Below are 26,519 nucleotides of genomic sequence, written 5' to 3' on the forward strand. Positions count from 1 at the left end.
AGTCGTGGGCATGACCATCCAGACCCCCGAAGCCAGTCGCGACCTGATCAGCGTGGACGTCCCGACACACTGGTACAACCTGGCAGCGGAGTTGCCCGAGCCGATTCCGCCGCATCTGCATCCCGGCACGAAGGAGCCGGTGGGCCCCGACGATCTCGCGCCGTTGTTCCCGTCGGGACTCATCGCGCAGGAGGTGTCGACGGAGACCTACATCGAGATCCCCGAGCCGGTTCGCGAGATCTACAAGATGTGGCGGCCCTCGCCGCTGATCAGGGCCCGGCGTTTCGAGGAGGCGCTGAACACCAAGGCTCGGATCTACGTGAAGTACGAGGGCGTGAGCCCGGTCGGTAGTCACAAGACCAACTCCGCAGTGGCACAGGCCTATTACAACTCGGTGGACGGCGTCACCCGCCTGACCACCGAAACCGGTGCCGGTCAGTGGGGTAGCGCGTTGGCCTTCGCGGGCGCGCTGTTCGGCATCGACGTCGAGGTGTGGCAGGTCCGGGCCTCCTATGAGTCGAAGCCCTACCGCGGCTACCTCATCGAGACATACGGCGGGACACTGCATTCGAGCCCATCGGAGCTGACCGAGGCCGGCCGCGCAATCCTGAAGGCGACACCCGATACCACCGGCAGTCTCGGGATGGCGGTCAGCGAGGCAGTCGAGGCGGCGGTGAAGGATCCCGGTGCGCGGTATGCGCTCGGTAGCGTTCTCAATCATGTTGTGCTGCATCAGAGTGTGATCGGGCTCGAAGCCGTCGATCAGCTCGCCCTGGTGGAGTCCGGCGGCGCCGACTACGTCTTCGGTTGTGCCGGTGGTGGTTCCAACCTGGCCGGGCTGGCGTTCCCGTTCATCCGCGAGCAGATCCACGGCCGGTCGAATCCGAAGATCATCGCCGCGGAGCCGTCCGCCTGCCCGTCGATCACCAAGGGTGAATACCGCTACGACCACGGCGATGTCGCGGGTCTGACGCCGCTGCTGAAGATGCATACGCTGGGTATGGACTTCGTGCCCGATCCCATCCATGCCGGCGGCCTGCGCTATCACGGGATGTCACCGGCACTGAGCCACACCGTCGAACTCGGATTCGTCGATGGCATCGCGATCGAGCAGAAGGACGCGTTCGCCGCAGGCGTTCTGTTTGCCCGGACGCAAGGCATCGTGCCCGCACCGGAATCGACCCACGCGATCGCCGCAGCCGTTGACCGCGTGCGTGATTCGGACAGAGAAGAGGTTATCGTCATCGGGCTGAGCGGACACGGCCAACTCGACCTGCCCGCCTACTCGGCGTTCTTGAACGGAACGATGTAGCAATCTGGTGGTCCGCGGGCGGGGCTACCGGGTCGGAACGACCACACCCCGTCCGCGGATCTTGCCTGCGTGGAGTCGTTCGTACGCGACAGGTGCGTCGGCCATGGAGAACTCCTCCACCGCGATCTCGATCGCGCCCCGACGAGCCAGTTCGACGACTTCGATCAGTTCGGGCCTCGTGCCCCAATTGACCACCCGCACCGAGACATCGAATGGAACGGTGAGGTAGCCGACCGGTACTGCGCCGGTGCTCACGCCGACCATCGCGATCTCGCCGCCAACGGCTATCGATGCCTGCGCGAGGTCGGCGGTGACCTGTGCACCGACGAAATCGAAGGCGGCGTCGACCCCGCGTCCACCGGTGATGTCGCGGATGCGGCCGGCGGCCGCGGCGTCCGATGCGAAGGCGTGGTCGGCGCCGAGTTGCACTGCGTGCTCGATACTCTCGGGGGCGATATCGACCGCGATGATCCTCGCTTGTGTGAGCGCTTTGAGGAGTTGTACACCCACGTGGCCGAGTCCGCCGACACCGATGACGAGCGCTGTTGTGCCCGGTACCAGCTTCGAGATCGTCGGTTTCACAGCGTGATACGGCGTCAATCCGGCATCGGTGAGCGAGACGCTGGAGATGGGATCGAGTTCGCCCAGCGGCACCAGATGACGGCTGTCGTCGACAATCATGTATTCGGCCATTGCGCCAGGCCGGTAGATACCGGGTGCCTTGATGCCGTGAATGCAGTTGTTCTCGCTGCCCTGCGAACACGGATAGCACAGTCCGCAGCCCCAGGGTCCGTAGACGAGTACGGATTGCCCCACTTCGACCCCGGTGGCCCCCGGCCCGAGTGCTTCGACGATTCCGGCGCCCTCATGTCCGAGTGTCAGCGGAAGTGGTTGAAACGCATACTGATCCGCAGGAGTCGACATGATGAACTCATCGGAGTGACAGGCTCCGGCGGCGGTCATCCGCAGGAGTACCTCGCCGGCGCCCGGTAATGGCTTGTCGATCTCGACGACTTCGGGCCGGGCTCCGATTTCACGGTATTGCAAGGCTTGCATGGTCGTAGACCTCTCAGTCGACTTCCTCGCCGATCCACTTGACGAGCAAGTGTTGGATATGCCGGAATGTGACTTCCTGGTACCGGGCCAACAGGCGTTTACCTGGATCTACGCCGACTTCAAGGCCTTGGTGCACCTTCGACATATTGTAGGCGTCTGGTCGCACCATTCGATTGTGTTCGACAAAGGTCAAACGCCAAGAGCCGCACACCTTCGAAAAGGTGTGCGGCTCTTGGTTTGTGTCAGTTGCCGACCGGGTCTGGTGACCTCAGATCAGGCGTCTGCACCGATCCCGATTCTGCTTGTCAGGAATCGGCCCCGATGATGAAGGCTTCGAGCTGCTCGCGCGCGACGTCGTCGGCGAGCTGCTCCGGCGGGCTCTTCATCAGGTAGGCCGAAGCCGGCAGGATCGGTCCACCGATGCCACGGTCCTTGGCGATCTTGGCGGCGCGCACGGCGTCGATGATGATGCCTGCCGAGTTGGGGGAGTCCCAGACCTCGAGCTTGTACTCGAGGCTCAGCGGAACGTCACCGAAGGCGCGGCCTTCGAGGCGGACGTAGGCCCACTTGCGGTCATCGAGCCACGCGACGTGGTCCGAAGGTCCGATGTGGACGTTCTTGTCCTCGATCTTGTTGGCCAGGGCACCGGTCAGGTTGGAGGTCACAGCCTGCGTCTTCGAGACCTTCTTGGACTCCAGGCGCTCACGCTCGAGCATGTTCTTGAAGTCCATGTTGCCGCCGACGTTCAGCTGGTACGTGCGATCGAGCGTGACGCCACGATCTTCGAACAGCTTCGCCATGACGCGGTGGGTGATGGTGGCACCGACCTGGCTCTTGATGTCGTCGCCGACGATCGGAACACCGGCGTCGGTGAACTTCTTGGCCCAGACCGGGTCGCTGGCGATGAAGACGGGCAGTGCGTTGACGAACGCGACGTTGGCGTCGATGCAGCACTGTGCGTAGAACTTGTCGGCCTGTTCGGATCCGACCGGCAGGTACGAGACGAGTACGTCGACCTTGTTGTCCTTGAGGACCTGGACCACGTCGACGCCGTCGCCGTCAGCCTCGGTGATGGTCTCGCGGTAGTACTTGCCGAGTCCGTCCAGGGTGTGCCCGCGCAGGACGTTGACACCGGTCGGCGGCACGTCAGCGATCTTGATGGTGTTGTTCTCGCTGGAGAAGATGGCGTCCGAGAGGTCGAAGCCGACCTTCTTGGCGTCCACGTCGAACGCGGCGACAAAGTTGACGTCGCGGACGTGGTACTTACCGAACTTCACATGCATGAGGCCGGGAACGTTGGCGTTCTCGTCGGCATCCTTGTAGTACTGCACGCCCTGGACCAGGGATGAGGCGCAGTTTCCCACGCCAACAATCGCCACGCGAATTGAATTGTTGTCACCCATGGTCGGGTTCCCCTTCTTTGTGTGGTGTTACTGAGGTTGTTTCGGGTTCTGCAAAGACCGTTTCCGAAGGCAACGGTCCGGGATTCCTCGACGTCTCAGTCGAATCCTCGGTCCGTTCCGAGCCCTCGGCGGCGATGAGCTCGTTGAGCCAGCGGACTTCTCGTTCGCTCGACTCGAGACTCAACTGATGGAGCTGCTTGGTGTAACGATCGACTGTGCGGTTCGAACGACCGACAGCCTCTCGGAGACCCTCGCGGCGTTCTTCCACTTGCCGGCGCCGACCCTCGAGGATTCGCATGCGAGCCTCGGCGGGAGTCCGGCTGAAGAATGCGAGGTGCACTCCGAAGCCATCGTCGGTGTAGTTCTGCGGGCCGGTGTCTGCGAGCAGTTCGGCGAACCGCTCCCGTCCCTTCGGGGTCAATGCGTAGACGCGACGAGCGCGTCGCTTCAGAGTTCCCGGTGCGCCCGAATCCTCAGCGATCAAACCGTCTGCCTGCATTCGGCGCAGCGACGGGTACAGCGATCCATACGAAAACGCGCGGAATGCGCCGAGCAGGCCGGTGAGCCGCTTGCGCAGCTCGTAGCCGTGCATCGGAGACTCGAGGAGCAAGCCGAGTACTGCGAGTTCGAGCATATTCGGTCACACCTCCATCCGACGTGTTTCAGAAACCTGTAAGCCTGATGTTACACACGTATGTATCGCGCCGATATAACCGGTACCCTAAAGTGTGCTGACCTGCGCAATCATGTGTGGAACCGGCCTCCGAGTGGGCCGAGACCATCGCGGAAACGGACAAGTTCGGCACGGTCGACGACTATTTCGGACCGCTCGATGAACTGACCGTGGACTGCACTGAAAGTGACATCGCCGGACAACCACGACCGCGTGCTGGTCGGAGCCACGTACTCTTGACGAGTGCCGATGCAGCGACAGGTGGTGGACTACGCGTTACAGCGGAAGTCCCGGCTGGCCGAGGTCTACGCCGGGCGTACCGGTGTGGCCGAGGTCTGCGATGCCAGCCCCTATCTGCTGCGGGCGGCCAAGTTTCATGGGCTGACCAGCTCGGAACGATGCCCGATCTGCCGAAAAGAGCAGGTCACGATCGTTTCGTGGGTGTTCGGCGAGAAACTTGGACAGGTTTCAGGTTCGGCCCGTACAAATGAAGAGATTCAGCGCCTGGCAGCGAGCCAGGAAGAATTTTCGGTACATGTGGTGGAGGTGTGCCGCACGTGCAGCTGGAACCATCTGGTCCAGTCGTACGTGTCGGGATTGCCACCGCGACCGCCCGTACGGCGGACCCGCCGGGTTGCCGGCGGACGGGCATCGAACGACACGACTACCGGTGGATCCGCGAAGGCGGACGCCGATAAAGGCCCAGCAGGAATGGGCACTGAAGGTATGGAGAAGTATCTGTGAGCAACGGCCCTGACGGACCGAATCGATCTGGTTGGACCACCGGCAACGGTGACGCCAGGCAATCTGCGTCCCCCGGTCGGAGTCCGGTGCAGAAGAAGCGCGCGTGGCAGAAAGCCGTCGCGTGGATCCTCGGGCTCGGTGGTGCACTGGTGCCCGGCTTCGCGCTGGTGATGGGGGCAGTGTTCCTTGTCACCTATGCCGATGTGGCGGTGCCCGCCCCTGGTGACATCAAGCAGAGTCAGATCGCGACGGTGGTCGATACCAGCGGGGGCGAGATCGCCAGGATCGTGCCGGCCGAGGGCAATCGCACCGATGTCCCCATCGAGGATATCCCGCTGGTGCTCCAGCAGGCCGTCATCGCCGCCGAGGACCGCGAGTTCGAAGAGAACGCGGGTTTCTCGATCAGCGGATACGGCCGTGCCGCGCTCGGCAAGATCACCGGCAACGAGAGTGCAGGCGGTGGGTCGACGATCACCCAGCAGTACGTGAAGAACGTGCTCACCGGCGACGAGGCCAGCTACCAGCGCAAGTTCCGTGAGTTGGCGATCTCCACCAAGATGGCCAACGAGTGGTCCAAGCCCGAGATCATGGCCGCCTACCTCAACACCATCTACTTCGGTCGTGGCGCCTACGGTGTCGCAGCGGCGTCAAAGGCTTACTTCAACAAGGACATCCGTGACATCACGCTGTCCGAGTCGGCAGTGCTCGCCAGCTCGATCCGGTCCCCTTCGTACTACGACCCGGCCACCAATCTCGAAGCAGCGCAGGTCCGCTGGCAGTACGTGCTCGACGGAATGGTCACCACCAAGGCGATCACCAAGGACGAGGCTGCCGCCCAGCAGTACCCGAACGTGGTCGAGCAGCAGGCGCAAACCGGTGATCCGGCCAGCGATGGACCCAACGGGCTCATCAAACGGCAGGTACTCGCCGAATTGGGTGGCCTCGACATCTCCGAAGACGAGATCCGTACCGGCGGCCTGAAGATCAGCACGACCATCGACCCGCAGGTGCAGGCCGCAAACGTCGACGCGGCCAACGGTTCGCTGGACGGTGAACCGAAGGATCTGCGGACCGCGGTGGTATCGGTCGATCCTCGAACCGGCGCTGTGCGGGGCTACTTCGGTGGCAACGACGGCAACGGATTCGACTACGCGCAGGCTGATCTGCAAACGGGTTCGTCGTTCAAGGTCTTCGCGATGGTGGCCGCCCTCGAACAGGGCATCCCGCTGTCGAAGACATACAGTTCGGCGCCGTTCGAGTCCGGCGGTGTCACCATCAACAACTCTGATGGCACGTCCTGCGGTACCTGCAACCTGGCCACCGCGATGAAGATGTCGCTCAACACGGTCTTCTACCGGCTGATGATGGACCTCAACGGCGGACCGAGTGCTGTCGCCGATGCCGCCCACCGCGCCGGTATCCCGGAGACCCGGCCCGACGGCACCCCGACCTTGGAGAACCAGGACGGCACCGGCGTCGAAGGCGGTGTGGTGCTGGGACAGTACGACTCACGTGTCATCGACATGGCATCGGCGTATGCGACCCTGGCGGCATCGGGGACGTACCACACACCCCACTTCGTGCAGAAGGTCGAGAACTCGCAGGGCGACGTGCTCTTCGAACGCACCGACGATCAGGGTGAACGCCGACTTCCAGCCGAGGTCGCCGACAACACCACGGCCGCACTCGAACCCGTCGCCGCGTACTCCAACGGCAATGCGCTCGATGGTGGTTCGCGGCCGTCGGCCGCGAAGACCGGCACCACACAGCTCGGTGACACCGGCATGAACAAGGACGCCTGGATGGTCGGCTACACGCCGCAGCTGTCCACCGCGGTCTGGGTCGGCACCGACGCCGGCACCGAGTTGGTGAACTACAACGGCTCCACGATCTACGGTTCGGGACTGCCCGCGCAGATCTGGCGCACAGCCATGAACGCCGCGCTCGACGGCCAGCCGATCGAGGACTTCCCGAAGCCGGCTGCGGTGGGTGGCATTTCGGGCATTCCGTATGAGGCCCCGCCGACGTCCTCGGCGGCCACCTCCACCCGCAGTACGGCTCCGACGACCACGGAGCCGGAGACGACGACGTCTCGGCCGGGTGTGACGTTGGCGCCGGGCATCGTGATCCCGCTGCCCGGTGGCGGTGAGGCCAGTGAAGAAACCGAGACCGAACCCGAACCCGAATCCGAGGCGGAACCCGAGTTGCCGTCTGAAGAGGCCGGGCCGCCCACCAGGAATCCGTAGGCGGGGGTCCGTGGCTACCGACGGGGATCCGGGGGGCTCTGCGGTGCCGACGGAACATCAGGGGCCGGAGCAGGACACACACGCCCAAGACGTGGACCTCGCCGACGCGAAGACGACGGAAGCGTTGAACCTGTTCGATGCACCTGCGGAGTCGGCGACGGATCGCCGTGAGGTGACCACCCGCGAGCTGCCCAGCGGCACCGATCCCATCGTCGCGCCGGGCAGCATGGTGATCGGTGGCCCGATCGGCCTGCACGCGGTTGTCGGCCGGAGCCGAACCTGGACCCCGGTTCGGGTGTTGATGTTGATCGCTCTGGTGTTCCTGGCGCTCGGTTGGTACGCCAAAGCCGGTTGCCTGCAGCAGGCCCCGGACTCCGAGACCGGGGTCATGGGCCTGGACTGGGACAACCACCGGCAATACACCGCAATGTGTTACGCCGACACGATTCCGCTGTACAGCGCCGAGCGACTCGACGAGGGCGCGTTCCCGTACAAGACATCCTGGTATGAGGATGACGGGTCCGGCGGTCAGCAGCAGCGGTTCATGGAGTATCCGGTCCTGACCGGCATGTTCATGTACGCAGCGGCGCAGACCGCGCACGGTTGGGATTGGGCGCACGACAACTGGGGTGTTCCCGGGGCTCTGAATGTGGTCCTGTTCTTCAACCTGGTGGCGCTGGGCTTGGCCCTGTGCTGGTTGGTGACCATCTGGGCGACGGCCCTGACTGCGCAGCGACGGGTGTGGGCTGCGGCGCTGGCCGCGGCATCGCCGCTGGTGATCGTGCACATCTTCACCAATTTCGACGCCATTGCCATCGCTGCGCTTTCGGTTGCGATGCTGGCGTGGTCACGGCGAAACCCTTGGCTCACAGGCATTTTCCTGGGCATCGGCATGTCGGCGAAGCTGTATCCGGCGTTGTTGCTGATCCCGTTGCTGGTGCTGTGTCTGCGCGCGGGCAAAGTGCGCGACTTCTTGGTGACCGCGGCGTTGACCGCGGCGACGTGGCTGTTGATCAATCTGCCGATCATGATCACCCACTTCCGCGGCTGGACCGAGTTCTACCGGTACAACTCGGACCGCGGTACCGACCCCGACACCCTGTTCAATGTCATCTCCGCGATCACCGGCTATCAGTGGGGCAATCAGCCCGGCCAGTCGCCGACGCTGCTCAATGCCATCAGCATGGGCCTGTTCATCCTGGTCTGTCTTGTGGTGGTGTTCATCGGATTCCAGGCCCCGATGCGTCCGCGCCTGGCGCAGTTGATGTTCCTGACGGTGGCCGGGTTCCTGTTGGTGAACAAGGTCTGGAGTCCGCAGTACTCACTGTGGCTGGTGCCGCTGGCGGTGCTGGCTCTGCCGCACACCCGAATCCTGTTGGGCTGGATGCTGATCGACGCTCTGGTGTGGGTGCCCCGGATGATGTGGTACCTGTACAAGGAAACCGATGACGGGCTGCCCGAACAGTGGTTCCTGTCGGCGGTGGTGATCCGCGACATTGCCGTGATCGCCCTCTGCGCGATGGTGATCTGGCAGATCTATCACCCAACCGCAGACCTGGTTCGACGTGGCCGTGGCTGGCGCAGCGTCGTGGTCGACGATCCCGGAGGCGGCGTTCTGGACAACGCGCCGGATCGGATGCCGTGGCCACGCAAGCCGAGCAAAATGGCTGCCCAAGAAAGTGATCCGCCCACCGAAGCGTTCGAGGTTTCGCGGGCTTGACCGCGGCGGCGTCATCCCAGGACGCGTTGCTCCAGAACCTTCTTGGCCGCGGGCCAATCCTCGTCGGTCATCGCGTATTGGGCCGTGGTGCGCCACAACGACGGCCGCGGTCCGTTCGAGCGGGTTTCCTCGGCGGGTCCCGGCAGCGGCCGGTGTTTGCGTAGCAGCCCTTCAAAGGTGGTACCCAGTTTCGCGATCCCGGCCCGCGACTGGGCATTTCGTTCGTCGGTGTGCCAGACCACCCGGACCGCACCGAGTTCCTCGAAGGCCCGTTGCAGCAGCAGGAGTTTGGCCTCCGGGTTGACCGTGGTGCCCTGGACCGCAGTCGAATACCAGGTGTGGCCGATGGCGAGCGTCCAATTTGCGGGCTCGACGGCGTAGAAACTGGTGGATCCGACGATCCGGTCAGAGTCTTGGTCGATCACAGCGAACGCCACCCGATCGGGGGTGTCGAGGGCGGTCTGGATGTATCGGGTGGCGCTGTCGGCGTCGGCCGGGACCGTCGTCCATCGGTAGGCTTCCGGGCGATCGACGGCCGCATACAGCGCGGCCGCGTCCGACAATGTCAACGGGCGCAGGGTGACCCGGGTTCCGGTCAGGGTGGGTGTCGCGAACCAGCTCATGCCGGAACGGTAGTCTCCGGGACCTTCTCAGGTGAAGTGATTTTCGGCGGCACCCGCAAGGGCGCTCCGACAAAGTGGTAGATCAGGATCAGCAGACACAGCGCATGCGACCAGACACCGAGCTGCACGCCACCCATCACCCACCAGGTCATGTCGTCGCCCCGGGTGAGGATGCCGAACATCCGGAAGATGGTGAGATCGAGTGCGACATCGCCGATCAGATAGAGAACGATGATCCGCCAGTCGACGGCGAGCAACACGAAGAAGGGCAAGATCCACAGTGTGTACTGCGGCGAGTGCACCTTATGGAAGAGCATGAACGCGGCCAGCATTGCCGCGCTGGTCCCGATCCATGGGAAGACGTTGCCGCGCTGCCAGTGCCGGACACCGAACCACACGGCCGCCGCCATCCCGACGATGATCAGCAGTGGTGAGGCCACGCCGACGAGCGAGTTGTAGAGACTGTCCGGATCGTTGGGTCCGTCGCCGGTCAGATGTCGAAGGCCCCAGTACCAAATGGAGTTGGTGTCCACGTCGGCCTTGCGCTTGCCCTGGAACGACAGCGAGGCCTTCCAGCCTTCGAAGCCCGCGACCATGAACGGCAACTGGACGGCGACAACCGTCGCGATCGCCACTCCGACCACGCCGCCCGCGCCCTTCCAATCGAGATCGGCCTTGGCTGACTGCTTGGCACCGATCGCCCGGGTCAGCACGAAGATGGCCAGCGGCAACACGAACAGTCCCGGATAGATCTTGAGACAGAACCCGATCGACAGGACAAACGACGTCCACAAGGCGCTGGTCCGCAGCGACAGCCACGGCAGTCCGGTACGGGGATTGATCCGCGCGCCGAAGATCATGATCGCCACCGCGACCACGGTGGTGGCGACGACCGGCAGCTCCCAGTTGTGGAACGCGTAGAGAATCAGTGCGGGTGTTGCAGCCCACAGCAGCACCCACCAGCGGGCCAGCAGGGCGAGAAGGATGACGATCAGGACACCGAACGGTGCGATGAGCAGAGCCGACTGGAGGAGGAAGTCGGTATCGGTGTGTGCGCCGCTGGCGCCGATGTACATCAGCAGGCCCGACAGCACCGGATATTCGACGACGCCGCCGTACAGCACGCCGTTCTCGGTGATGCCGCCGTGGATGAACGGGAAGATGTGGTTGTTGATGTCGCGGCCGACCCAGAGGAATTGCAGGTCGGAGTAACACGGCATGAGGATTTCGCCGGTCCCCACCGGCCAGTGGGCGCTGCGCCCGGACGCGTCGAACGGTGCTCCGCCGCAGGTGGCCTTGCCCAGATAGCCGAGCCACATGAACAGCGAGCTGATCACCAGCGAGATGAGCAGGATCAAAACCAGTTCGCCGCGACCCGAACTCAGGCGCACGCGCCAGGATGGTTTTTCGGGGGTCGTCAGCTCCCATGTTGAAGGGACCGGCGGCGAAGGCATGGGCTACAGGGTAGGAGATGGGGTGCCGCGTTGCCGTTGCCACCCATGGGGGTAGGGAGGATTTCGCTGGTCAGCGTCATCTGGGGTACCCTGGCTCGGTTGCCGACGCAGGCGACCCTCCTGCCACGGAACGTCCGTGGCCTACCTAGTCCATAGGAGGTGATGAGGTCTTATGCGTCATTACGAATTGATGGTCATTCTTGACCCCAACCTGGATGAGCGAACTGTTGCTCCATCGTTGGATACTTTCCTCAATGTGATTCGCCAGGATGGCGGAAATGTTGCAGGCGTCGATGTCTGGGGCAAGCGCCGTCTTGCTTACGAAATCCTCAAGCACACCGAGGGTATCTACGCAGTCGTCGATCTGAACGCGGAACCGGCCACGGTTACCGAGCTCGATCGCCAGCTCAAGCTGAACGAATCGGTGCTCCGCACCAAGGTGATGCGCGTGGACGAAAAGGCCAAGGTGCGACGGGCGAAGATTGCTGCCAAGTTCGCTGCCAAGGCTGCGGCCAAGCCGCCGAAGGTAGCCAAGTAGCTACCTGGTGTTCCAAGAGAACCAAAGGTTCTCCGCGAACGTCCTAGTGCGTGTCGGTGCCGAGTTCTAGGCTCCTCTCAACAAGGGGCTCGCTCGGTGCACATCGACCCCAAACCACTGCGCAACCGCAACTGATCTCGGGAGATACACATGGCTGGCGATACCGTCATCACCGTCGTTGGAAACCTGACAGCCGATCCGGAACTACGGTTCACACCGTCCGGTGCCGCTGTCGCGAACTTCACCGTGGCTTCGACGCCGCGGACGTTTGACCGGCAGACCAATGACTGGAAAGACGGCGAAGCGCTGTTCATGCGGTGCAACATTTGGCGCGATGCCGCGGAAAATGTTGCCGAGTCTCTCACCAAGGGTTCGCGGGTGATCGTGTCCGGCCGGCTCAAGCAGCGGTCGTACGAAACCCGTGAGGGTGAGAAGCGAACGATAGTGGAACTAGAGGTCGACGAGATCGGTCCCTCACTTCGCTACGCCACCGCAAAGGTCAATCGGGCCTCGCGCGGCGGCGGCACAGGCGGAGGTGGCGGCAACTTCGGGTCCGGCGGCAGCGGCGGCGGTGGAAACCGTGGCAGTGGCGGCGGAGGTAACTCGAGTGCAGCTGCATCGAACGACGATCCGTGGGGCAGTGCTCCCGCGAGCGGATCGTTTGGTGGCGGGGACGACGAACCACCGTTCTGACGAACATTTCCAGACACCCATCGGGATGAAACCCGAGCCGTCTGAACATTTTTTGGAGTAAGTACACATGGCTGGAAAAGCTAAAGGCGGACGGAAGGTCCGTGGCGCAGAAAAGGTTGTCAAGGCCAAGGCCTGCACCTTCTGCAAAGAGAAGAACCTACTGATCGACTACAAGGACACCGCGCTGCTGCGTCGTTTCCTGTCGGACCGTGGCAAGATCCGCTCGCGTCGGGTCACCGGTAACTGCGTCCAGCATCAGCGTGACGTGGCCATCGCGGTGAAGAACTCGCGTGAAGTTGCCTTGCTGCCCTTCACTTCGACCTCTCGATAAGCGGAAAGGACCAAGAATATGAAACTGATCCTCACCGCAGAGGTTGAGAACCTGGGCGTCCCCGGCGACACCGTCGAGGTCAAGGATGGCTACGGCCGTAACTTCCTGCTCCCGCGTGGACTGGCGATCGCTGCCACCAAGGGTGCAGAGAAGCAGGTCGAAGGCATCCGTCGTTCACGGGCTGCCCGCGAAGTTCGTGGCGTCGAGCACGCCAACGAGATCAAGCAGGCCATCGAAGGGCTTTCCGAGGTCAAGCTGGGCGTCAAGACCCACGACTCCGGCAAGCTGTTCGGTTCGGTGACCGCCAACGATGTTGTCGGCGCCATCAAGACCGCCGGTGGACCGTCGCTCGACAAGCGGACCATCGCACTGCCCAAGGGGCACATCAAGGCCACCGGTAAGTACCCGGTTGTGGTCAGCCTTCACAACGACATCGTTGCGAAGTTCGACCTGACCGTGGCTGCTGCTGAGTAGTCAGCTTCTGTCTACGACAAACCCCCGGCCCTTTGGGTCGGGGGTTTGTCGTATCTCCGGGTATTGCGACTACGGGATCAGACGGTGCAGAGCGGCCGGATCTCGTTCGAGCCACCGGTGGTCGGTGAGGTCAGGATCAGACAGGCGTTGTAGCCGTCGTCCTCGGCGACCTTACGGATCTGCTTCCAGCCGTCGGCGCTGATGTTCGGTTCCCGGGACAAGACGAAGGCCGACGTGCGCGACGGGTTGCCGACAAACGCCCACGAGTAGTCGTCGGCGATATGGGAGACAACGTAGTTGGTTGGTCCGCTCTTCGACTCCTGCGTCGGGACACCGGGGAAGCTGACATGCAGCTGCGCGCCGGTGACGGGATCGTTGACGCGGGCGTTGCCGACGATCCGGTTGTCGCCGCCCGTCCAGGTGATGCAGGTGTTCTCGACCCGGATGTTCGATGCGTCGATCAGTTGGTAGTTGGCCTTGGTGTCGCGGGCACAGATGAGGTTGAACGGCTGTGGGAGTGCGGCGACCTGATTCCAGGTGCCGAGGTAGCGGGCGGTGTCGAGTTTGGCCACGGGCTTCAACGGCGGCGGCACGGAGCTGATGTCTGCGGAGGCCGGTGCGGCGAAGGCGAGGGCAAATCCCACTGCCAGGGCGCCTGCCACGAGTTGAGTGATGCGACGAGTCGAGAACGTCATGGTTGTCGTCTCCTACTTCGGTTGCGGTTCTGACACAGGTTGTGGACGCGCTTGTGTATCCACATTGCCGGGCCACCAGATTCGTGGCCCGATCAGACTGAAGAGCGCCGGGATGACCACCGTGCGCACGAGGAAGGTATCGAGCAGGATGCCGATGCCGACGATGATGCCGAGCTGGGTGAGTGTGATCAGCGGGAGGATGCCCAGCACGCAGAACACGGCCGCCAAAACGATTCCGGCACTGGTGATCACGGCACCGGTGGAGGCCACCGCGCGGATGATGGCGTCGCGGGTCCCGTGCCCGGGGGTCTCCTCGCGGGCTCGGATCACCAGGAACATCGTGTAGTCGATGCCGAGTGCGACCAGGAAGAGGAACGAGTAGAGCGGCACGTTGTCGTCGAGGGCGGGGAAGCCGAAGACGTGCTCACTGATGAGACTGCCCAGACCGATCGCGGCGACGGTGCTCAGGACCGTGGTGGCCACCAGGACCACCGGCGCCACGAGGGCTCGCAGGAACACGATGAGGATGACGAACACCACGGCGAGGATCAACGGAATGATCAGGAAGCGGTCATTTTCCGCGGCATTGCGGGTGTCGAGTGCCTGGGCATCGGAGCCGCCGACCAGTGCATCGGAGTCCGGGACGTCAGCGGTGGCCGAACGTAGATCGTCGATGATGTCGAAGGCCTGCTGGGATGCCGGTGCGGCATCGATCACCACCGACCACTTGGTCCATCCAGTCTCGGACCGGCCGTCCTCGGACGCCGACACCACACCGTCGGTGGCATCGAGAACACCCTGGATCTGTTGTGCGGTATCGGTTTTCGCGACGACAGTCGTCGGGTCGGCCTCGCCTGCCGGAAAGTGTTGCGCGAGTGCGTCGAATCCTTCGACAGAGTCGGCACTCACCCGGAACTGCTCGGTCTGCGACAGACCGATCTGGGCGCCGGCCAGACCCAGTGAACAGGCGATGAGCACGGTCAGGGCGACCGCCAACACCTTTATCGGATGGCGGGAGACGCCGCCTGCGATCCGGAACCACAGACCACCCTCGGTCGGAATCGGGTCACCGACCTTGGGGATGAATGGCCAGAACAGGCGAGTTCCGCAGAGCGCCAACAGCGGTGGGAGTACCAGGAGCGCGAAGAGGACAGCGACCACCAAGCCGGCGGCGGCCAGGGCGCCGAGGCTGCGGGTGCTCGGCAGGGTGGCGAGCAGCAGGGTCAACAACGCCAACACAACGGTGGCGTTGGATGCAAGGATCGCCGGGCCGGCGTGGCGTACGGCGTAATGCAGGGCCACCCGGTGGTCGGGTTCGGTGCGGAGTTCTTCGCGGTACCGCGATATCAACAGCAGGGCGTAGTTGGTACCGGCGCCGAAGACGAGCACGCTGGTGATCCCGGCGGTGGATCCGTCGAACGACAGGCCGGTGAGTTCGGCCAAGCCGGTGCCGATCGAGTTGGCCACACGGTCGGCGAAGGCGACGACGATCAGCGGTATCAGCCACAGGATCGGTGAGCGATAGGTGGCGATGAGCAGTATGGCGACCACCAACGCGGTCACGGCCAGCAGGGTGATGTTGGCGCCGGAGAAGGCGTTGGCGGTGTCGGCACCGAAGGCCGGGCCGCCGGTGACATAGGTCTTGAGGTCGGCAGGCAGGCCGTTGTCGGCCGCACTGCGGAGTTCATCGACGAGGTCGGTGAGTTTGAAGCCGCTCAAGTCGGTGTTGACCGGGACGATCGAGATCGCGGCCATCCCGTCGGGTGAGGTGATCACCGGCGGACCGGCCGCGGTATCGGCAGGTACGGAACGGTCGATGGCGAGCATGCGCTGGTGTGCAGCCGCCACAGCTTGCTGATCGGCGGGGGTGAGGGGGGCGCCGTCCGAGCGCACTGTCACCAGGACCGCGGGCGCCACATTGGAGTCGGGGAACTCTTCGAGGAGATCTTTGACCTGCGCCGAATCGGCTGAGGTCGGCAGCGACGTCGGCGCCTCTTCGGCCGAATCATTACCGCCGATCAAACCCATCGCGCCACCGGCGAGGATCAACACGACCAGCGCGACCAACCACGACCGGCGACCGGTCACGAGGGCAGCGAAGTGGTCCCAGCGGGTGCCAGAATGGATGGACTTGTCGATAGTCGCCATTGCAAAACCGTCTCATATGTTCAACTATTGAGCAACTAAAGTATCTCGTTTCGAGATGCTTTGACCGGAAGAAGGAACTTGTGTCCGAGCAACCGCCATCTGAGGATCCGCGTGCTGCGCTGGAAACTCAGATGTCCTCTGACCTGCGGCTGCTCAACGCCGAATCGGACCGGATCACCAGGGTTTTCGCCGGGCAGAACGATCTCAGCGCCAACGACTTCCGGGCATTGCTGCACGTGATGGTCGCCGACGCTGACGGTGAGCCGCTGACCGCCGGGGCGCTGGGCAAGCGGATGCAGGTGTCCGGGGGCGCGGTGACGCACCTCGTCGAGAGAATGATCGCGACCCAACACATCCGGCGGGCACCGCATGAAAGCGATCGACGGAAAGTGATGCTGCACTACGACGATCACGGCATGTCCGTCGCACGGGAGTTCTTTGCGCCACTCGGCCGGCACATGCGGGACGCGTTCGCGGAGTTGCCCGACGCCGATCTCGAGGCCGCACATCGGGTCTTCGCGGCGATGGTTGCTGCCATGGAGGCCTATCAAGATGACCTCGAAGATCCGAAATAGGCTGGTGCGCTCGCTATTTGAGAAAATGTTGTCAGCGTTGGTCTGCCGGTAGGAAGCGCGGATCGGAGTTCTTGTCATGGCGAGTGTCACCTGCCGGGTAGACGAACTTGAACCAGGTCTGCGTGACCGCGAACGCGCGGGGACCTGCGACGCAGGTGACACCGACGGGGCTCACGGCGCAGGTTGATCCCTCGACGGTGATCGACTGACCGATGTCGAGGAGAGGCGCACGAAACCAGCCTGTTGGCGTGGTTCGGTAACTGGTGTCGGCCGGGATCCAGTAGGGGCCTTCTTGCCCGCCGGAGATGGCCACCCCGACATTCCCCGGGGGTGCGGTGCGCGGATGTCCGCTGCAGCTGTTGAATCCGTAGCCCGGGCCCATCGCACACGTGCGACCGCTGGGGGTGACAAAGAAGGTGCGCCCGTTGTCGTTGTAGTCGGGGGATCGGTACGGCGATGGATCAATCGCCGCATAGCCGGAGAGGTCCGGTACTTGGTGATAGTCGGGAGATGGGGCGGCCGATGCCGTCGAACCCGTTGTCAGTAGTACCGCTGTCGCGGCGCCTGCGATGATTGCTCCCAGTATTTTCCGCACGAGCGCCTCCCCTTGAATGAACCCCGACACCTCATTCCACCACTATTGGGCTGGTCACGTGGCCAGGTTCGGCGGCAAGCAAAAACGATCGTGAAGATCACTTTTGATAGGACGCAAAACCTGTCGGGTGTTTGCGCCACAGTGGCTTCCGCTTCATCTGTGATTCATCGTGAGCTAAACCGAACACGCCCGAAATCGGACATCTCGGGACACGCCGCGAGAACGCTATCCACAGTAACTAAAAGTATTGAACAGCCCCTGAGCTGCGATGATCGCAAATCCGATCTCAGTTATCCACAAGTTCCACACAGGGCGCTAACAAGATGTGGCGGATGGTGCACAGCTGGCTAACAGGCTGATCCACAGGTGCATTTGGCCGGATCCGCACCAGCCCTTAGTGTCTGCCGGAGTGTGTCGAATCGAGTCGGCTTCGGCATGGCAGATCCGGGATGTCGGAGCGGCCTGCGAGACTTGAACCGAACAAACTAGCGAAGGGGTGGCATCTTGGCCGTCGTTGATGACCGCGGATATGCTCAACCTCAGGATCAGGCGCCACCGACCGAAGATTTTGGTCGTCAACCCCCGCAGGACATGGCTGCGGAACAGTCCGTTCTGGGCGGAATGATGCTCTCGAAGGACGCCATTGCCGATGTCCTCGAGAAGCTGCGCCCGGGTGATTTCTACAAGCCTGCGCATCAGGCCGTGTACGACGCGATCCTCGACCTGTACGGCAAAGGTGAGCCGGCCGACGCGGTGACCGTGGCCGGCCAGCTGGACCGAATGGGTGAACTACGTCGAGTGGGCGGTGCGCCGTACCTGCACACGCTGATCTCCACGGTTCCGACCGCCGCCAATGCCGGCTATTACGCCGAGATCGTCGCCGAGAAGTCGATCCTGCGCCGACTCGTCGAGGCAGGCACACGCATCGTGCAGTTCGGTTATGCCGGCTCCGATGGCCAGGATGTCGCCGAAGTGGTCGACCGTGCGCAGGCCGAGATCTACGAGGTGACCGAGCGCCGCACCACCGAAGACTATGTCCCGTTGGAAGAGTTGCTGCAGCCGACGATGGACGAGATCGACTCCATCGCGTCGGCAGGCGGAATGTCGAAGGGCGTGCCGACCGGGTTCCACGATCTCGACGAGCTGACCAATGGGCTTCATCCCGGCCAGATGATCATCGTCGCGGCACGACCCGGTGTCGGTAAATCAACGCTCGCCATGGACTTCTTGCGGTCGTGCTCGATCAAGCACGGCATGGCCAGTGCCATGTTCTCCCTGGAAATGAGCAAAACCGAGATCGTGATGCGGTTGCTCTCCGCCGAAGCGAAGATCAAGCTCGGCGACATGCGCGCCGGCCGGATGAGTGACGACGACTGGACGCGGCTGGCTCGCCGGATGGGTGAAATCTCCGAGGCGCCCCTGTTCATCGACGACTCGCCCAACCTGACGATGATGGAAATCCGCGCCAAGGCAAGGCGGATGAAGCAGAAGCACGATCTCAAGCTTGTGGTCATCGACTACATGCAGCTGATGTCATCGGGTAAGAAAGTCGAATCCCGCCAGCAGGAAGTCTCCGAATTCTCCCGAAGCATCAAGCTTTTGGCGAAGGAGATCGAAGTTCCGGTGGTCGCGATCAGCCAGCTGAACCGTGGTCCTGAGCAACGTACCGACAAGCGGCCGCAGGTTTCCGACCTTCGTGAATCGGGATCGCTGGAGCAGGACGCCGACATGGTCATCCTGCTGCACCGCCCCGATGCCTTCGAACGCGACGATCCACGCGCCGGTGAAGCGGATATCATTGTGGGCAAACACCGTAACGGTCCGACGGCGACGATTACCGTTGCGCACCAACTACATTTGAGCAAGTTCGTGGATATGGCGCGCGGCTGATTTCTGCCGCCATCGGGAAATTGTAGGTTCCACGAGAAAGTGTCAGTTTCCAGAGTCGGTGTCAGTGGTTTTGGCAGTAAATTCGGATATTCCGAGCTTGGCGACAGTGGGTTGCGGGCTGCAGCGCCGCAGTAGGGGTAGGACGTTCCTAGGTCGACTGCGCCAGTGCACGTACCGCGGCGGTGAACTCGCTCAGGGCCAGCACTTTGTGACCGTTCCGCAGTCCCATTCCAGAGATGCCGAGCTGATCTGGAGTGACCACCGTCAGATTCTCCGGGACCAAGCGCGGGATCGTTCTGTTCACCCACGGCCACCGCTTGCCCGCATCCTGTGATCCACTCTGCTCGGTGACAAAGGCAGGGTCTTCGGTGGCTTCGTCAATAGCCTCGACCACCGTGTAAGCACCGGGCAGCTCGAGTGCGTATATCAAGACCAGATCTGATGGGGCGAAGCTCGGCTTGCCCTTCTTAGGACTCGAGAACCAGGATTCCTTCCGCCAACTGTCGAGGTGCGGCTCGCCGTACTGGGCCTTCACCCACAAGCGCCGATCACGCGCATCAAGAATAAGTTGTTCGACGTCGGCAGTCGTTGGCTTGATAGCCGCGGTGGCGCTCGGCGGTACAGGCTTAGCCTTTGGGAGGTCGGCGGCCTCGTCGACGAGTTCGTCTAGACGTGCCGAGTCAATGTGAATACCTTCAGCCGCCCAGGCAAGGAGTAGGTCGCGGGCGCCTTGCACGTCGGCAGAATCGACTCGTGCGCACAGCTCACGGTTCTTCGCCGAGGCTAGTCCCAGTCCGGACCCGGTCAGGTTGGCCGAGCCGACCAAGCCGAACTGGTCGCCGACCACGTACACCTTGGCATGAAGGCGCCGGCAATCGATGACACGCACCTCGACGCCGAGCAGCATTCGGAGCCCGTCCACTGACAGGTATCCGTTCGCAACGGCTGGGGCATCGAGACGTGTGATCAGCGTCCAGTCGAAGTTGCTCCTTTTCGCGAACTCGGCGAGTCGCACTGCGACGTCCCTCGTCAGATATGGGCTGGCGAGGAGTACGTCGCCCATTTCTTGTTCGAGCGCGGAGAACAGCACATCTGCGGCATTGTCGACGAGGCCCATCGAGTGAAAGTAGCAAGAGATGTACCGGAAATACTTCGCTCGTCCCCACCACTTCTCGCATGTCGATTCGCTACCGTCTCCTCGTGAATCAGAAATACTGGGACGACCTGATCAACGAAGGCCGCGGTCTCACCGATGAGGCGGAAGGCGAGGCCCGAGTGCTCCGTGTCCCGCTGCATGCTGAGGACCGGGCTGAGGTCCACCGCATCGCTCAGGCGTTCCGCGACTCGATCAACGACGACCGTGACCGCGGCCCCACTCGCCCCGAGCACCAGCTGCAGGATGTGGTCGACTCGTACCGAGCCGCGCACCCTCGTGCGCACCGGCTAATCGGTGCACGTGGCGTGCCGAGGCAGCGCCCGAGCTACTGACCCGGCGCACGAATCAGTTCCAGCACGGCCGGCGTCTCCTATGCCTACTGCCACGTGATGAAAGGGCCCACGGCTCATCCAGTGAGCGGGTCTGTTGACCTACACGGCGTGCACCGAGGCCGGTAGCGACGGGTTGCGCGACGCCGGCGTCTCCGGAGAAGAACACGAATCCTGACACGACGAGTAGTCCGAGGCTGACGATTGCGAGCGCGGCACGGGCGAAGAAGCCGGTGCTCGTTTTTGTGCTGGGCGATTCCGCTGGTTGGGAGACAGGTTTGTCTTCCTGTGAGTCTCGGTCGGCCGGGCCTGTCGTATTCATTCGAATATTGTGCGTGCTGTTCACTGCGTTAGTTGCCCGCTCGGATCAGCGACTCAATCACGTGTCTGCGAGTGGAAGATGGGGGTGGTGGTCCTTGTTGTCGGTCGGCAGGCAACACCACTGCTGTTGGCCACCGACGGTGCAGGCACGACGGACCCGCCCAGAATGCTGAACTCCAATGGGACGTGGAACCCCGAGGCCCCCCGATTGTCGTCAGGGCTTGCACGTGACCATTTGAAGCGAACAGAGGTGAACGCTGAAGCTGGCGAAACTCCGCGTTAAGGATGACTGATGCCCGCTGCACGGAAATCGCGCAGACGATCTACCCTGATCAGCTCCGCTCATAACCCTGACTGGGCCGGTGTTCGCGTAGGCATGACTACAGCAACGATTGTAGAGTTGTCTACATGGACCAATACACCCAGGCCGAACGCCAGGCGTACGGGGAGAAACTCGCCAAGGCCCGGGCCACAGCGAAGGAATCCCTGCGTATCGCGCAGATCATGGCCCAGTCCGCTCATTCCGAAGGAGTCCCCGAAACGCAGATCGCAACCGAGTTGGGTGTCGATCGAATGACCGTCCGCAAGTGGGTGGGCAAGCGATGACGGGGGCGGACCTGTGATCGTGGACAACGGCCAGTGGTGGATGCCAGCCGATCCCGACCGTACCGCCGCGGGCAACCTCACCACCGCCGCCGACGGGTCTTTGCGCCTCGAGCTCGACCAGCACCTCGTCCCGTGGGATGTCGAAAACGCGGTGGTGTGGGGCGAAACCGCCGAGGCCACACCGGTGACCCTGCTGGGCGTCCTGCCCTTCGGGACGATGACGCAGGCAGAGATTTACGTGCACGTCGCGTTGATCGGCGTCCACATCGACTCCGCCGACGTCGCCATCTTCCGTCGGGTAGCGGTCAGCCTGTCGAACCTGACCGACTGGGCAACGCGCGGCCGCGATGGGCTACCGATGCCGGAGCAGATCGCCAACCCTCAATGCCCGGGCGAGCAGCTCAGCCTGCGCCGTGAGGGTAACGAAGTCCAACTGGTCATCGAGTCCGACGAACCCCGAGAATGGGCTGGTTTCGGCACCACCGTCCAAGCGTTCCAAGACCTCCTGACCATGGCAGGCAGCGCGGACTGCCGGATCGAGTCTTCTGTCCTGTTCACCGGCGAAGGCATGCCGGTCCAGGTGTTGATGAACGCCGACACCGTGATCGAGCATCGTTGGCGTCCAGGGTTCGGGCTGGCCACCGTACCTGAGCGGTTCATCTCCGACTGGTTGACGTTGCGCGCCGAGAGCTGGGAATGTCGGGTTCGGTGCTGTTCAGCCTCGACTACGGCGGCCGCGGCTACTACCAGAACAAGCTGTTTAACGCTGCCTCCGCCGCCGAGGGCATCCACCAGATTCTGTGTCCAGACACAACCGGCATCTCCGACCAGGAGCACAAGGAGCTCAAGAAGCACATCAAGGCTCTGCCCGATGACGCAGCGAAGGAATGGGCACTTTCAAAGATCAGACAGAACCAGCCGGGCCTCACGACCCGGATGAAAGAGTTGGCCGCAATCCCCGACGGCGAGGCCGTTGAAAGATTGCTCCACGACCGGGACCAGTGGGTCACGTGGATAGCCAGGGCGCGCAACGCGATCGGCCATTCAGCGTGGGACGGCATGGACACGATCCCTCACGAGGTCAGACCCGCACTGACTTACGTAACGAAAACCTTGTTGCACCTGGTACTGCTCGCGAAGCTCGGGCTCTCCGCCGATCAGCAGCGCAACGCGGCCCCAGTGAGCTATCACAGGTTGCGGCAACTCTACGACGACTACTTTTGACCCGCCGCCAACAGACTGACCTCCGCGCCGTCCGACAGCTGCCACTGTCGGGTGACAGCAGAGTTGGGAGTAGTGCCAGCTACCTGGGACTGGCGTCCAGCTCCACATCAGGCGGTTGATCCGCAGAGTCACCCGCGCTATCCTTGTGTCAACGATGCCCGCCAAGGCTAGAGCGCAAGCTTCCTCACTTCGGCGGGCTCTTTACTACCATCACTCCGGTGAAGCCCTTCCTCACCGTTGAGCAGCAGCTACAGAAGCTCCTGGCCAACGGGCTCCCTCTCGCAGACACTGAAACGACCCTGGCCCAGCAACTCCTCTGCGACCATAATTACTATCGCCTGAGCGGCTACTTCCGGTACTTCCAGATCAACCCCGCCGCCGGCAACAACCGGTTCGATGCCAGCGCCAAGTTTGCTGACATTCGAGCGGCCTACCTCTTTGACCAGCAGCTGGCCAGAAGGCTCCACGAAGGACTGGCAGAGTTTGAGGTCGTCTTCCGCTCCCAGCTCGCATATCTGATGGGCCAGTCAACCGGGCCTGGCGGTTACCTCGAGGAGAATGCGTACGAGTACCGGAACGGGCTCGCGACACACTGCTCAAGTCCATCACGGAGGATCTCAATCGCTCCACCGAGCGATTCGCCGGGCACCACAAAACCCGCGGCGAATCCATGCCGATCTGGGCAGCCGTCGAGACAATGTCTCTAGGCACCACCTCGAAAATGTATGGCCTCACAACTGACGTCGAAGGCGTATTGAAGCCTCTGGCAACCCGGTTCGACCTCAAACACAGCCACGCAGCCCGCACATTCCGGGCGATGACCGTGCTGCGAAACGTCTGTGCGCACCACGAGCGAATCTGGAACCGAAGCCACGGCGTCGAACTCGAGGCACCACGCAAGGTGCAGACTGACCACGATAAATCCATCTACAAAAACACTCCGTGGGCCTGGATCATGACGCTCGCCCACCTGGTCGACTGTCCGCAGCAACCACGACTACTCCGACACCCTCTGGGACTTCATCGAAGCCAACCCGACTGGCTCTGCGCCGGACTGACACATCCGTCGCCGAAGTAACTCCGTGACAGGCGATCTGGGACTAGTGACAGGTAGTTGAGAGTGCCACTTACTCGGTTGATTCGGCTAGAGGGTCAGTATCTGCGTCCTCGGGTGTGAGCCATGGCCGGTCCAGCCAGGGTTCGTCGATACCGTCGAGGTTCCATCTCGCGAACCAGCGACCCTCGTGGCCTTCTGGATCGGTCGCTGGGAGATAGACGAAAAAGTACGGGTCGCCGCCCGGCCTCACGATCAGCAGGTCAGTACTGACTTCGCCGCGTTCTAGCGCTTCGAGAGCGGCGGCGCCGTTCTCGATCCACGTCTCTGGGTGAACCGTAAAAGACTGTCCAAGATCGAACTGCCGGCCAGCGATTGGAGCAGAGTAAGGCCCGGCCGGCCAGCGGATGTCGCGTCTTTCCGTCAGCATGTCGCGAAGCTCACGCGTAAGTGAGGCATTGGCGGCTAAGCGGCCATGGATTCCGGGCGCCAATGGCGACGCCACCATGTGACCCTCGATCAGTAGCCGGGCGACACGCGCGTGGACCCGGTCATCCGCGGTGAAGCTGCTCGGGAAAGTCATTCTCTGCCCAGTGTGAGCGAGTACGTCGGCGAAGTCTTCGGCGAAACGGTAGATCATGAGCTGCTCCTTGAACTCGCTGGCCTCGTCGTCGATCTCGTCACTAGAGCGCCTGTACTTCGTCAGAAACTGGCCGTCAATGTGAAACTCAACCTCACCCGATATCCGTAGGCCCAGCACGATCTTGAGTAGGTTGGCAACAGCTCGCGGGCTGAGGCCTTGGAGTTTGTACCCAACTTTCATCGATGTGGGACCGGCCGCGGCTTGATACGGGATTTCGGCCGTCACGGTGAGTCGATTACCGCAGAAAAACATCACATTGGTGATGCCCCGGGTGCCGCGGTGCACTTCCATGACTGTTCCCTCCTCGGTTGCAACCACCTCGCCGTCTTCAAGCAACCGGATCTCCATAAGCATTCCAACTGCGGGACTTTCATCGTCAGGGAGACTTGCGATCACCAGACGGTCCGGGTCGGGTATCCCGCTCACAACGTCTGGGCCGGAGACTTCAAATCTGGTGAGGGCGGCGCCTGGGATCGTCACCCGCTCCGGTGAGCCGTATTCGATCGATCGTCGAAACTCACGCCCCACCGCAGAGTCGGCGGCGAACATCGTGCTGAATGTGATGCTGATGGGGCTGCGGACCGCCGCGTTGTCATGCTGAGCTCGCAGTGTTTGGATCGTCGTATTGCCTTGCCGCGCGAAGTCCCAGGTCCAATCCATATCTGTTGCGTCGATGAGCCCGCCAAGAGCATCCACACGGGTAGCGAGGTCGCTAGCGGGGGAATTAAGAAATGCAGTCCGCTCACGTTCGAAGACCTCGCGGGTGTTCCGGACGTGGTCGAGAGTCAACCACCGATCGACCTCAGGGAAGTCGATGAGCATCTGGTCCAGGGCCGATCGGCCAATCCAATCGACTGTGGGATGACGCTTCCCATCCGGAGTCGCATCCGGTAACCCACGCAGGAAGCGCTTCTCGGAGTTGGTGTAGTTGCGTGGAGCGACGAGTACCCACTCGTGCGGTTCATGTTTGTTCACCGCCTGCTTGAACGACTTCTTCACTTCAGTCCTACGGGGCCTGTGGCCCCCGGACATGCCCTCGGGGTAGTACTTCAGCTGGTAGATCACGAGACGGCCGTCGGGATAGGTAACGGACACGTCCATGCCCCCGTCGCCACCTCTGCCGTCGACCACTTCAACCTGCGCTCCGCCACGAAACTTCCGCAGCAGCAGTGTCTCAACAATTCGGTCAAACCAGGGCTGATCCAACCTGGTCCACTGAATCTTGTCGCCGGCCGCCTCACGCCCACCCATCGTCATGCCAATCAGAGTATTGAAACTCCGGAGAGCGTCCGATCAACGGTGGATCCGACCTTCGTGTCGGTTAGTTACCATTCAGGATGGTGCGTCCTCTAAAGGTCATCGGAGCCGACGGTCGGCTGACCGCGATCTGGGACTAGTGCCAGGTAGTTGGGAGTGCCCGTCCCGCGTAGATCTCCCGATATCTACAGGTGCTCCGTGCCATTGGAATTGAGAATTCCGTCGAATCGGCGCTCATACCTGTTCGAGTGACAGTTTGAGCGGGATTGCGACACGACGTTTTCCCAAGTGACGTTGCAAGTTGTCCGATATCGCCGTGAACGACTCCCAGATTGGGTGGCGAACTCCCACCTACGGTGTCATCCGACGGCGAGCGGCACGCCCTCCACCAAGGTGTCGTCAAGTTTAGTTGATGATAATTCTGTTATCGGCGTAATTGCTTGTGCTGCAATATGCTTCGTCACCAGTGATGAAATACACCCCGCCCCAGTAGGATCTATCCACCTTCACTCCATTCGGGTGTTGGGCGGGACGGCATTGTCGAGTGATGTGAGGAGTCGAACGAAGTTGGAGCCCATCACCGAGGCCGAAACACGCTTGCTGGCTGCCGCGTCCGAACGCAATTGATGCGATCTCAGGACCGGGGCCGAGCGCGACTCTAAGTGGCGGCCGAGTATCGGGGACGCAACGGCCTGGGGTGGCGATCGTGTTGTGCGCGCGGACTTCCTGCACTTGGTAGTCGACCTTGACCTCCCAGTC

General features: G+C 62.5%; 24 protein-coding genes and 3 pseudogenes. 16 read left to right on the plus strand and 11 right to left on the minus strand.

Translation table 11 applies throughout. The annotated features are described in order from the left end of the window. The first annotated feature begins 10 nt into the window (after positions 1–10). Positions 11–1,312, plus strand: coding sequence for a TrpB-like pyridoxal phosphate-dependent enzyme (locus AC1D75_RS03685; RefSeq protein ID WP_495513949.1), 1,302 nt, complete (start codon positions 11–13; stop codon positions 1,310–1,312). 24 nt (positions 1,313–1,336) lie between these two features. On the opposite strand, the gene AC1D75_RS03690 is transcribed toward AC1D75_RS03685, so the two are convergent. The 3 genes from AC1D75_RS03690 to AC1D75_RS03700 form a co-directional block, all read right to left on the minus strand. Further along, positions 1,337–2,368, minus strand: a complete 1,032-nt coding sequence (locus AC1D75_RS03690) for an alcohol dehydrogenase catalytic domain-containing protein (protein ID WP_495513950.1) — start codon at positions 2,366–2,368, stop codon at positions 1,337–1,339. Between the two features lie 305 nt (positions 2,369–2,673). Further along, entirely contained in the window at positions 2,674–3,771 is a 1,098-nt protein-coding gene (locus AC1D75_RS03695) for an inositol-3-phosphate synthase (protein WP_495513951.1), read from the minus strand. Further along, entirely contained in the window at positions 3,764–4,405 is a 642-nt protein-coding gene (locus AC1D75_RS03700; protein ID WP_495513952.1) for a PadR family transcriptional regulator, read from the minus strand. The genes AC1D75_RS03695 and AC1D75_RS03700 overlap by 8 nt, the downstream gene beginning before the upstream one ends. A 288-nt stretch (positions 4,406–4,693) precedes the next feature. Between AC1D75_RS03700 and AC1D75_RS03705 the strand changes: the two are divergent. The 3 genes and pseudogenes from AC1D75_RS03705 to AC1D75_RS03715 all read left to right on the plus strand — a co-directional run. Further along, positions 4,694–5,083 (plus strand): annotated as a pseudogene (locus AC1D75_RS03705) (DUF5318 family protein); the annotation flags it as partial. 101 nt (positions 5,084–5,184) lie between these two features. Continuing rightward, the gene (locus AC1D75_RS03710; RefSeq protein WP_495513953.1) at positions 5,185–7,434 is read left to right on the plus strand and encodes a transglycosylase domain-containing protein; all 2,250 of its coding nucleotides are present in this window, start codon (positions 5,185–5,187) and stop codon (positions 7,432–7,434) included. 91 nt (positions 7,435–7,525) lie between these two features. After that, positions 7,526–9,154, plus strand: a complete 1,629-nt coding sequence (locus tag AC1D75_RS03715; protein WP_495515973.1) for a glycosyltransferase family 87 protein — start codon at positions 7,526–7,528, stop codon at positions 9,152–9,154. 11 nt (positions 9,155–9,165) lie between these two features. On the opposite strand, the gene AC1D75_RS03720 is transcribed toward AC1D75_RS03715, so the two are convergent. Both AC1D75_RS03720 and AC1D75_RS03725 read right to left on the minus strand, forming a co-directional pair. Then, the gene (locus AC1D75_RS03720) at positions 9,166–9,777 is read right to left on the minus strand and encodes a GNAT family N-acetyltransferase (RefSeq protein ID WP_495513954.1); all 612 of its coding nucleotides are present in this window, start codon (positions 9,775–9,777) and stop codon (positions 9,166–9,168) included. Further along, positions 9,774–11,231, minus strand: a complete 1,458-nt coding sequence (locus AC1D75_RS03725; protein WP_495513955.1) for a hypothetical protein — start codon at positions 11,229–11,231, stop codon at positions 9,774–9,776. The genes AC1D75_RS03720 and AC1D75_RS03725 overlap by 4 nt, the downstream gene beginning before the upstream one ends. Positions 11,232–11,403: 172 nt before the next feature. Here AC1D75_RS03725 and rpsF point away from each other — a divergent pair. The 4 genes and pseudogenes from rpsF to rplI all read left to right on the plus strand — a co-directional run. Continuing rightward, positions 11,404–11,679: pseudogene (gene rpsF / locus AC1D75_RS03730) on the plus strand (30S ribosomal protein S6); the annotation flags it as partial. 240 nt (positions 11,680–11,919) lie between these two features. Continuing rightward, the gene (locus AC1D75_RS03735) at positions 11,920–12,462 is read left to right on the plus strand and encodes a single-stranded DNA-binding protein (protein ID WP_495513956.1); all 543 of its coding nucleotides are present in this window, start codon (positions 11,920–11,922) and stop codon (positions 12,460–12,462) included. A gap of 67 nt (positions 12,463–12,529) precedes the next feature. Further along, positions 12,530–12,793, plus strand: a complete 264-nt coding sequence (gene rpsR / locus AC1D75_RS03740; protein WP_020106984.1) for a 30S ribosomal protein S18 — start codon at positions 12,530–12,532, stop codon at positions 12,791–12,793. An 18-nt stretch (positions 12,794–12,811) separates the two neighbouring features. Beyond that, on the plus strand, positions 12,812–13,267 hold the full coding sequence (rplI, locus tag AC1D75_RS03745) for a 50S ribosomal protein L9 (RefSeq protein ID WP_495513957.1): 456 nt from the start codon (positions 12,812–12,814) through the stop codon (positions 13,265–13,267). 77 nt (positions 13,268–13,344) lie between these two features. Here the strand turns inward: rplI and AC1D75_RS03750 are convergent, their stop codons facing one another. Together AC1D75_RS03750 and AC1D75_RS03755 are read right to left on the minus strand one after the other, a co-directional pair. Continuing rightward, positions 13,345–13,962 (minus strand): lipocalin family protein, encoded by a 618-nt coding sequence (locus AC1D75_RS03750; protein ID WP_495513958.1) that lies wholly within the window; start codon positions 13,960–13,962, stop codon positions 13,345–13,347. A 12-nt stretch (positions 13,963–13,974) separates the two neighbouring features. Next, complete coding sequence (locus AC1D75_RS03755) at positions 13,975–16,110, minus strand: MMPL family transporter (RefSeq protein WP_495513959.1); 2,136 nt, start codon at positions 16,108–16,110, stop codon at positions 13,975–13,977. A gap of 131 nt (positions 16,111–16,241) precedes the next feature. Here AC1D75_RS03755 and AC1D75_RS03760 point away from each other — a divergent pair, with 131 nt between their 5' ends. Beyond that, a complete protein-coding gene (locus tag AC1D75_RS03760; protein WP_495513960.1) occupies positions 16,242–16,685 on the plus strand; it encodes a MarR family winged helix-turn-helix transcriptional regulator in 444 nt (147 codons plus the stop codon). A gap of 31 nt (positions 16,686–16,716) precedes the next feature. Here the strand turns inward: AC1D75_RS03760 and AC1D75_RS03765 are convergent, their stop codons facing one another. After that, positions 16,717–17,280 (minus strand): hypothetical protein, encoded by a 564-nt coding sequence (locus AC1D75_RS03765; protein WP_495513961.1) that lies wholly within the window; start codon positions 17,278–17,280, stop codon positions 16,717–16,719. Between the two features lie 504 nt (positions 17,281–17,784). Here AC1D75_RS03765 and dnaB point away from each other — a divergent pair. Beyond that, the gene (dnaB, locus tag AC1D75_RS03770; protein WP_495513962.1) at positions 17,785–19,170 is read left to right on the plus strand and encodes a replicative DNA helicase; all 1,386 of its coding nucleotides are present in this window, start codon (positions 17,785–17,787) and stop codon (positions 19,168–19,170) included. A gap of 148 nt (positions 19,171–19,318) precedes the next feature. On the opposite strand, the gene AC1D75_RS03775 is transcribed toward dnaB, so the two are convergent. Next, positions 19,319–20,287, minus strand: coding sequence for a phospholipase D family protein (locus AC1D75_RS03775; protein ID WP_495513963.1), 969 nt, complete (start codon positions 20,285–20,287; stop codon positions 19,319–19,321). Between the two features lie 83 nt (positions 20,288–20,370). Between AC1D75_RS03775 and AC1D75_RS03780 the strand changes: the two genes are divergently transcribed. The 3 genes and pseudogenes from AC1D75_RS03780 to AC1D75_RS03790 all read left to right on the plus strand — a co-directional run. Then, entirely contained in the window at positions 20,371–20,658 is a 288-nt protein-coding gene (locus AC1D75_RS03780) for a hypothetical protein (RefSeq protein ID WP_495513964.1), read from the plus strand. Positions 20,659–21,384: 726 nt separating this feature from the next. Next, on the plus strand, positions 21,385–21,582 hold the full coding sequence (locus AC1D75_RS03785; protein ID WP_495513965.1) for a helix-turn-helix domain-containing protein: 198 nt from the start codon (positions 21,385–21,387) through the stop codon (positions 21,580–21,582). A gap of 19 nt (positions 21,583–21,601) precedes the next feature. Beyond that, positions 21,602–21,907, plus strand: a pseudogene (locus AC1D75_RS03790) (ApeA N-terminal domain 1-containing protein); the annotation flags it as partial. A gap of 27 nt (positions 21,908–21,934) precedes the next feature. Here the strand turns inward: AC1D75_RS03790 and AC1D75_RS03795 are convergent. Continuing rightward, entirely contained in the window at positions 21,935–22,195 is a 261-nt protein-coding gene (locus AC1D75_RS03795; protein ID WP_495516094.1) for a hypothetical protein, read from the minus strand. An 83-nt stretch (positions 22,196–22,278) separates the two neighbouring features. Here AC1D75_RS03795 and AC1D75_RS03800 point away from each other — a divergent pair, with 83 nt between their 5' ends. From AC1D75_RS03800 to AC1D75_RS03810, 3 genes are all read left to right on the plus strand, one after another. After that, positions 22,279–22,806, plus strand: coding sequence for a HEPN domain-containing protein (locus AC1D75_RS03800; RefSeq protein ID WP_495513966.1), 528 nt, complete (start codon positions 22,279–22,281; stop codon positions 22,804–22,806). A gap of 218 nt (positions 22,807–23,024) precedes the next feature. Further along, positions 23,025–23,513 carry an Abi family protein gene (locus tag AC1D75_RS03805; RefSeq protein WP_495513967.1) on the plus strand — a complete coding sequence of 163 codons (489 nt, stop codon included), beginning with the start codon at positions 23,025–23,027 and terminating at the stop codon, positions 23,511–23,513. Beyond that, positions 23,411–23,884, plus strand: a complete 474-nt coding sequence (locus AC1D75_RS03810) for an Abi family protein (RefSeq protein ID WP_495515974.1) — start codon at positions 23,411–23,413, stop codon at positions 23,882–23,884. Before AC1D75_RS03805 ends, AC1D75_RS03810 begins: the two co-directional genes overlap by 103 nt. Positions 23,885–23,933: 49 nt before the next feature. Here the strand turns inward: AC1D75_RS03810 and AC1D75_RS03815 are convergent, their stop codons facing one another. After that, entirely contained in the window at positions 23,934–25,760 is a 1,827-nt protein-coding gene (locus AC1D75_RS03815; RefSeq protein WP_495513968.1) for a hypothetical protein, read from the minus strand. Between the last annotated feature and the right edge of the window lie 759 nt (positions 25,761–26,519).

It is taken from the genome of Williamsia sp. Y712 (genome assembly GCF_059445525.1).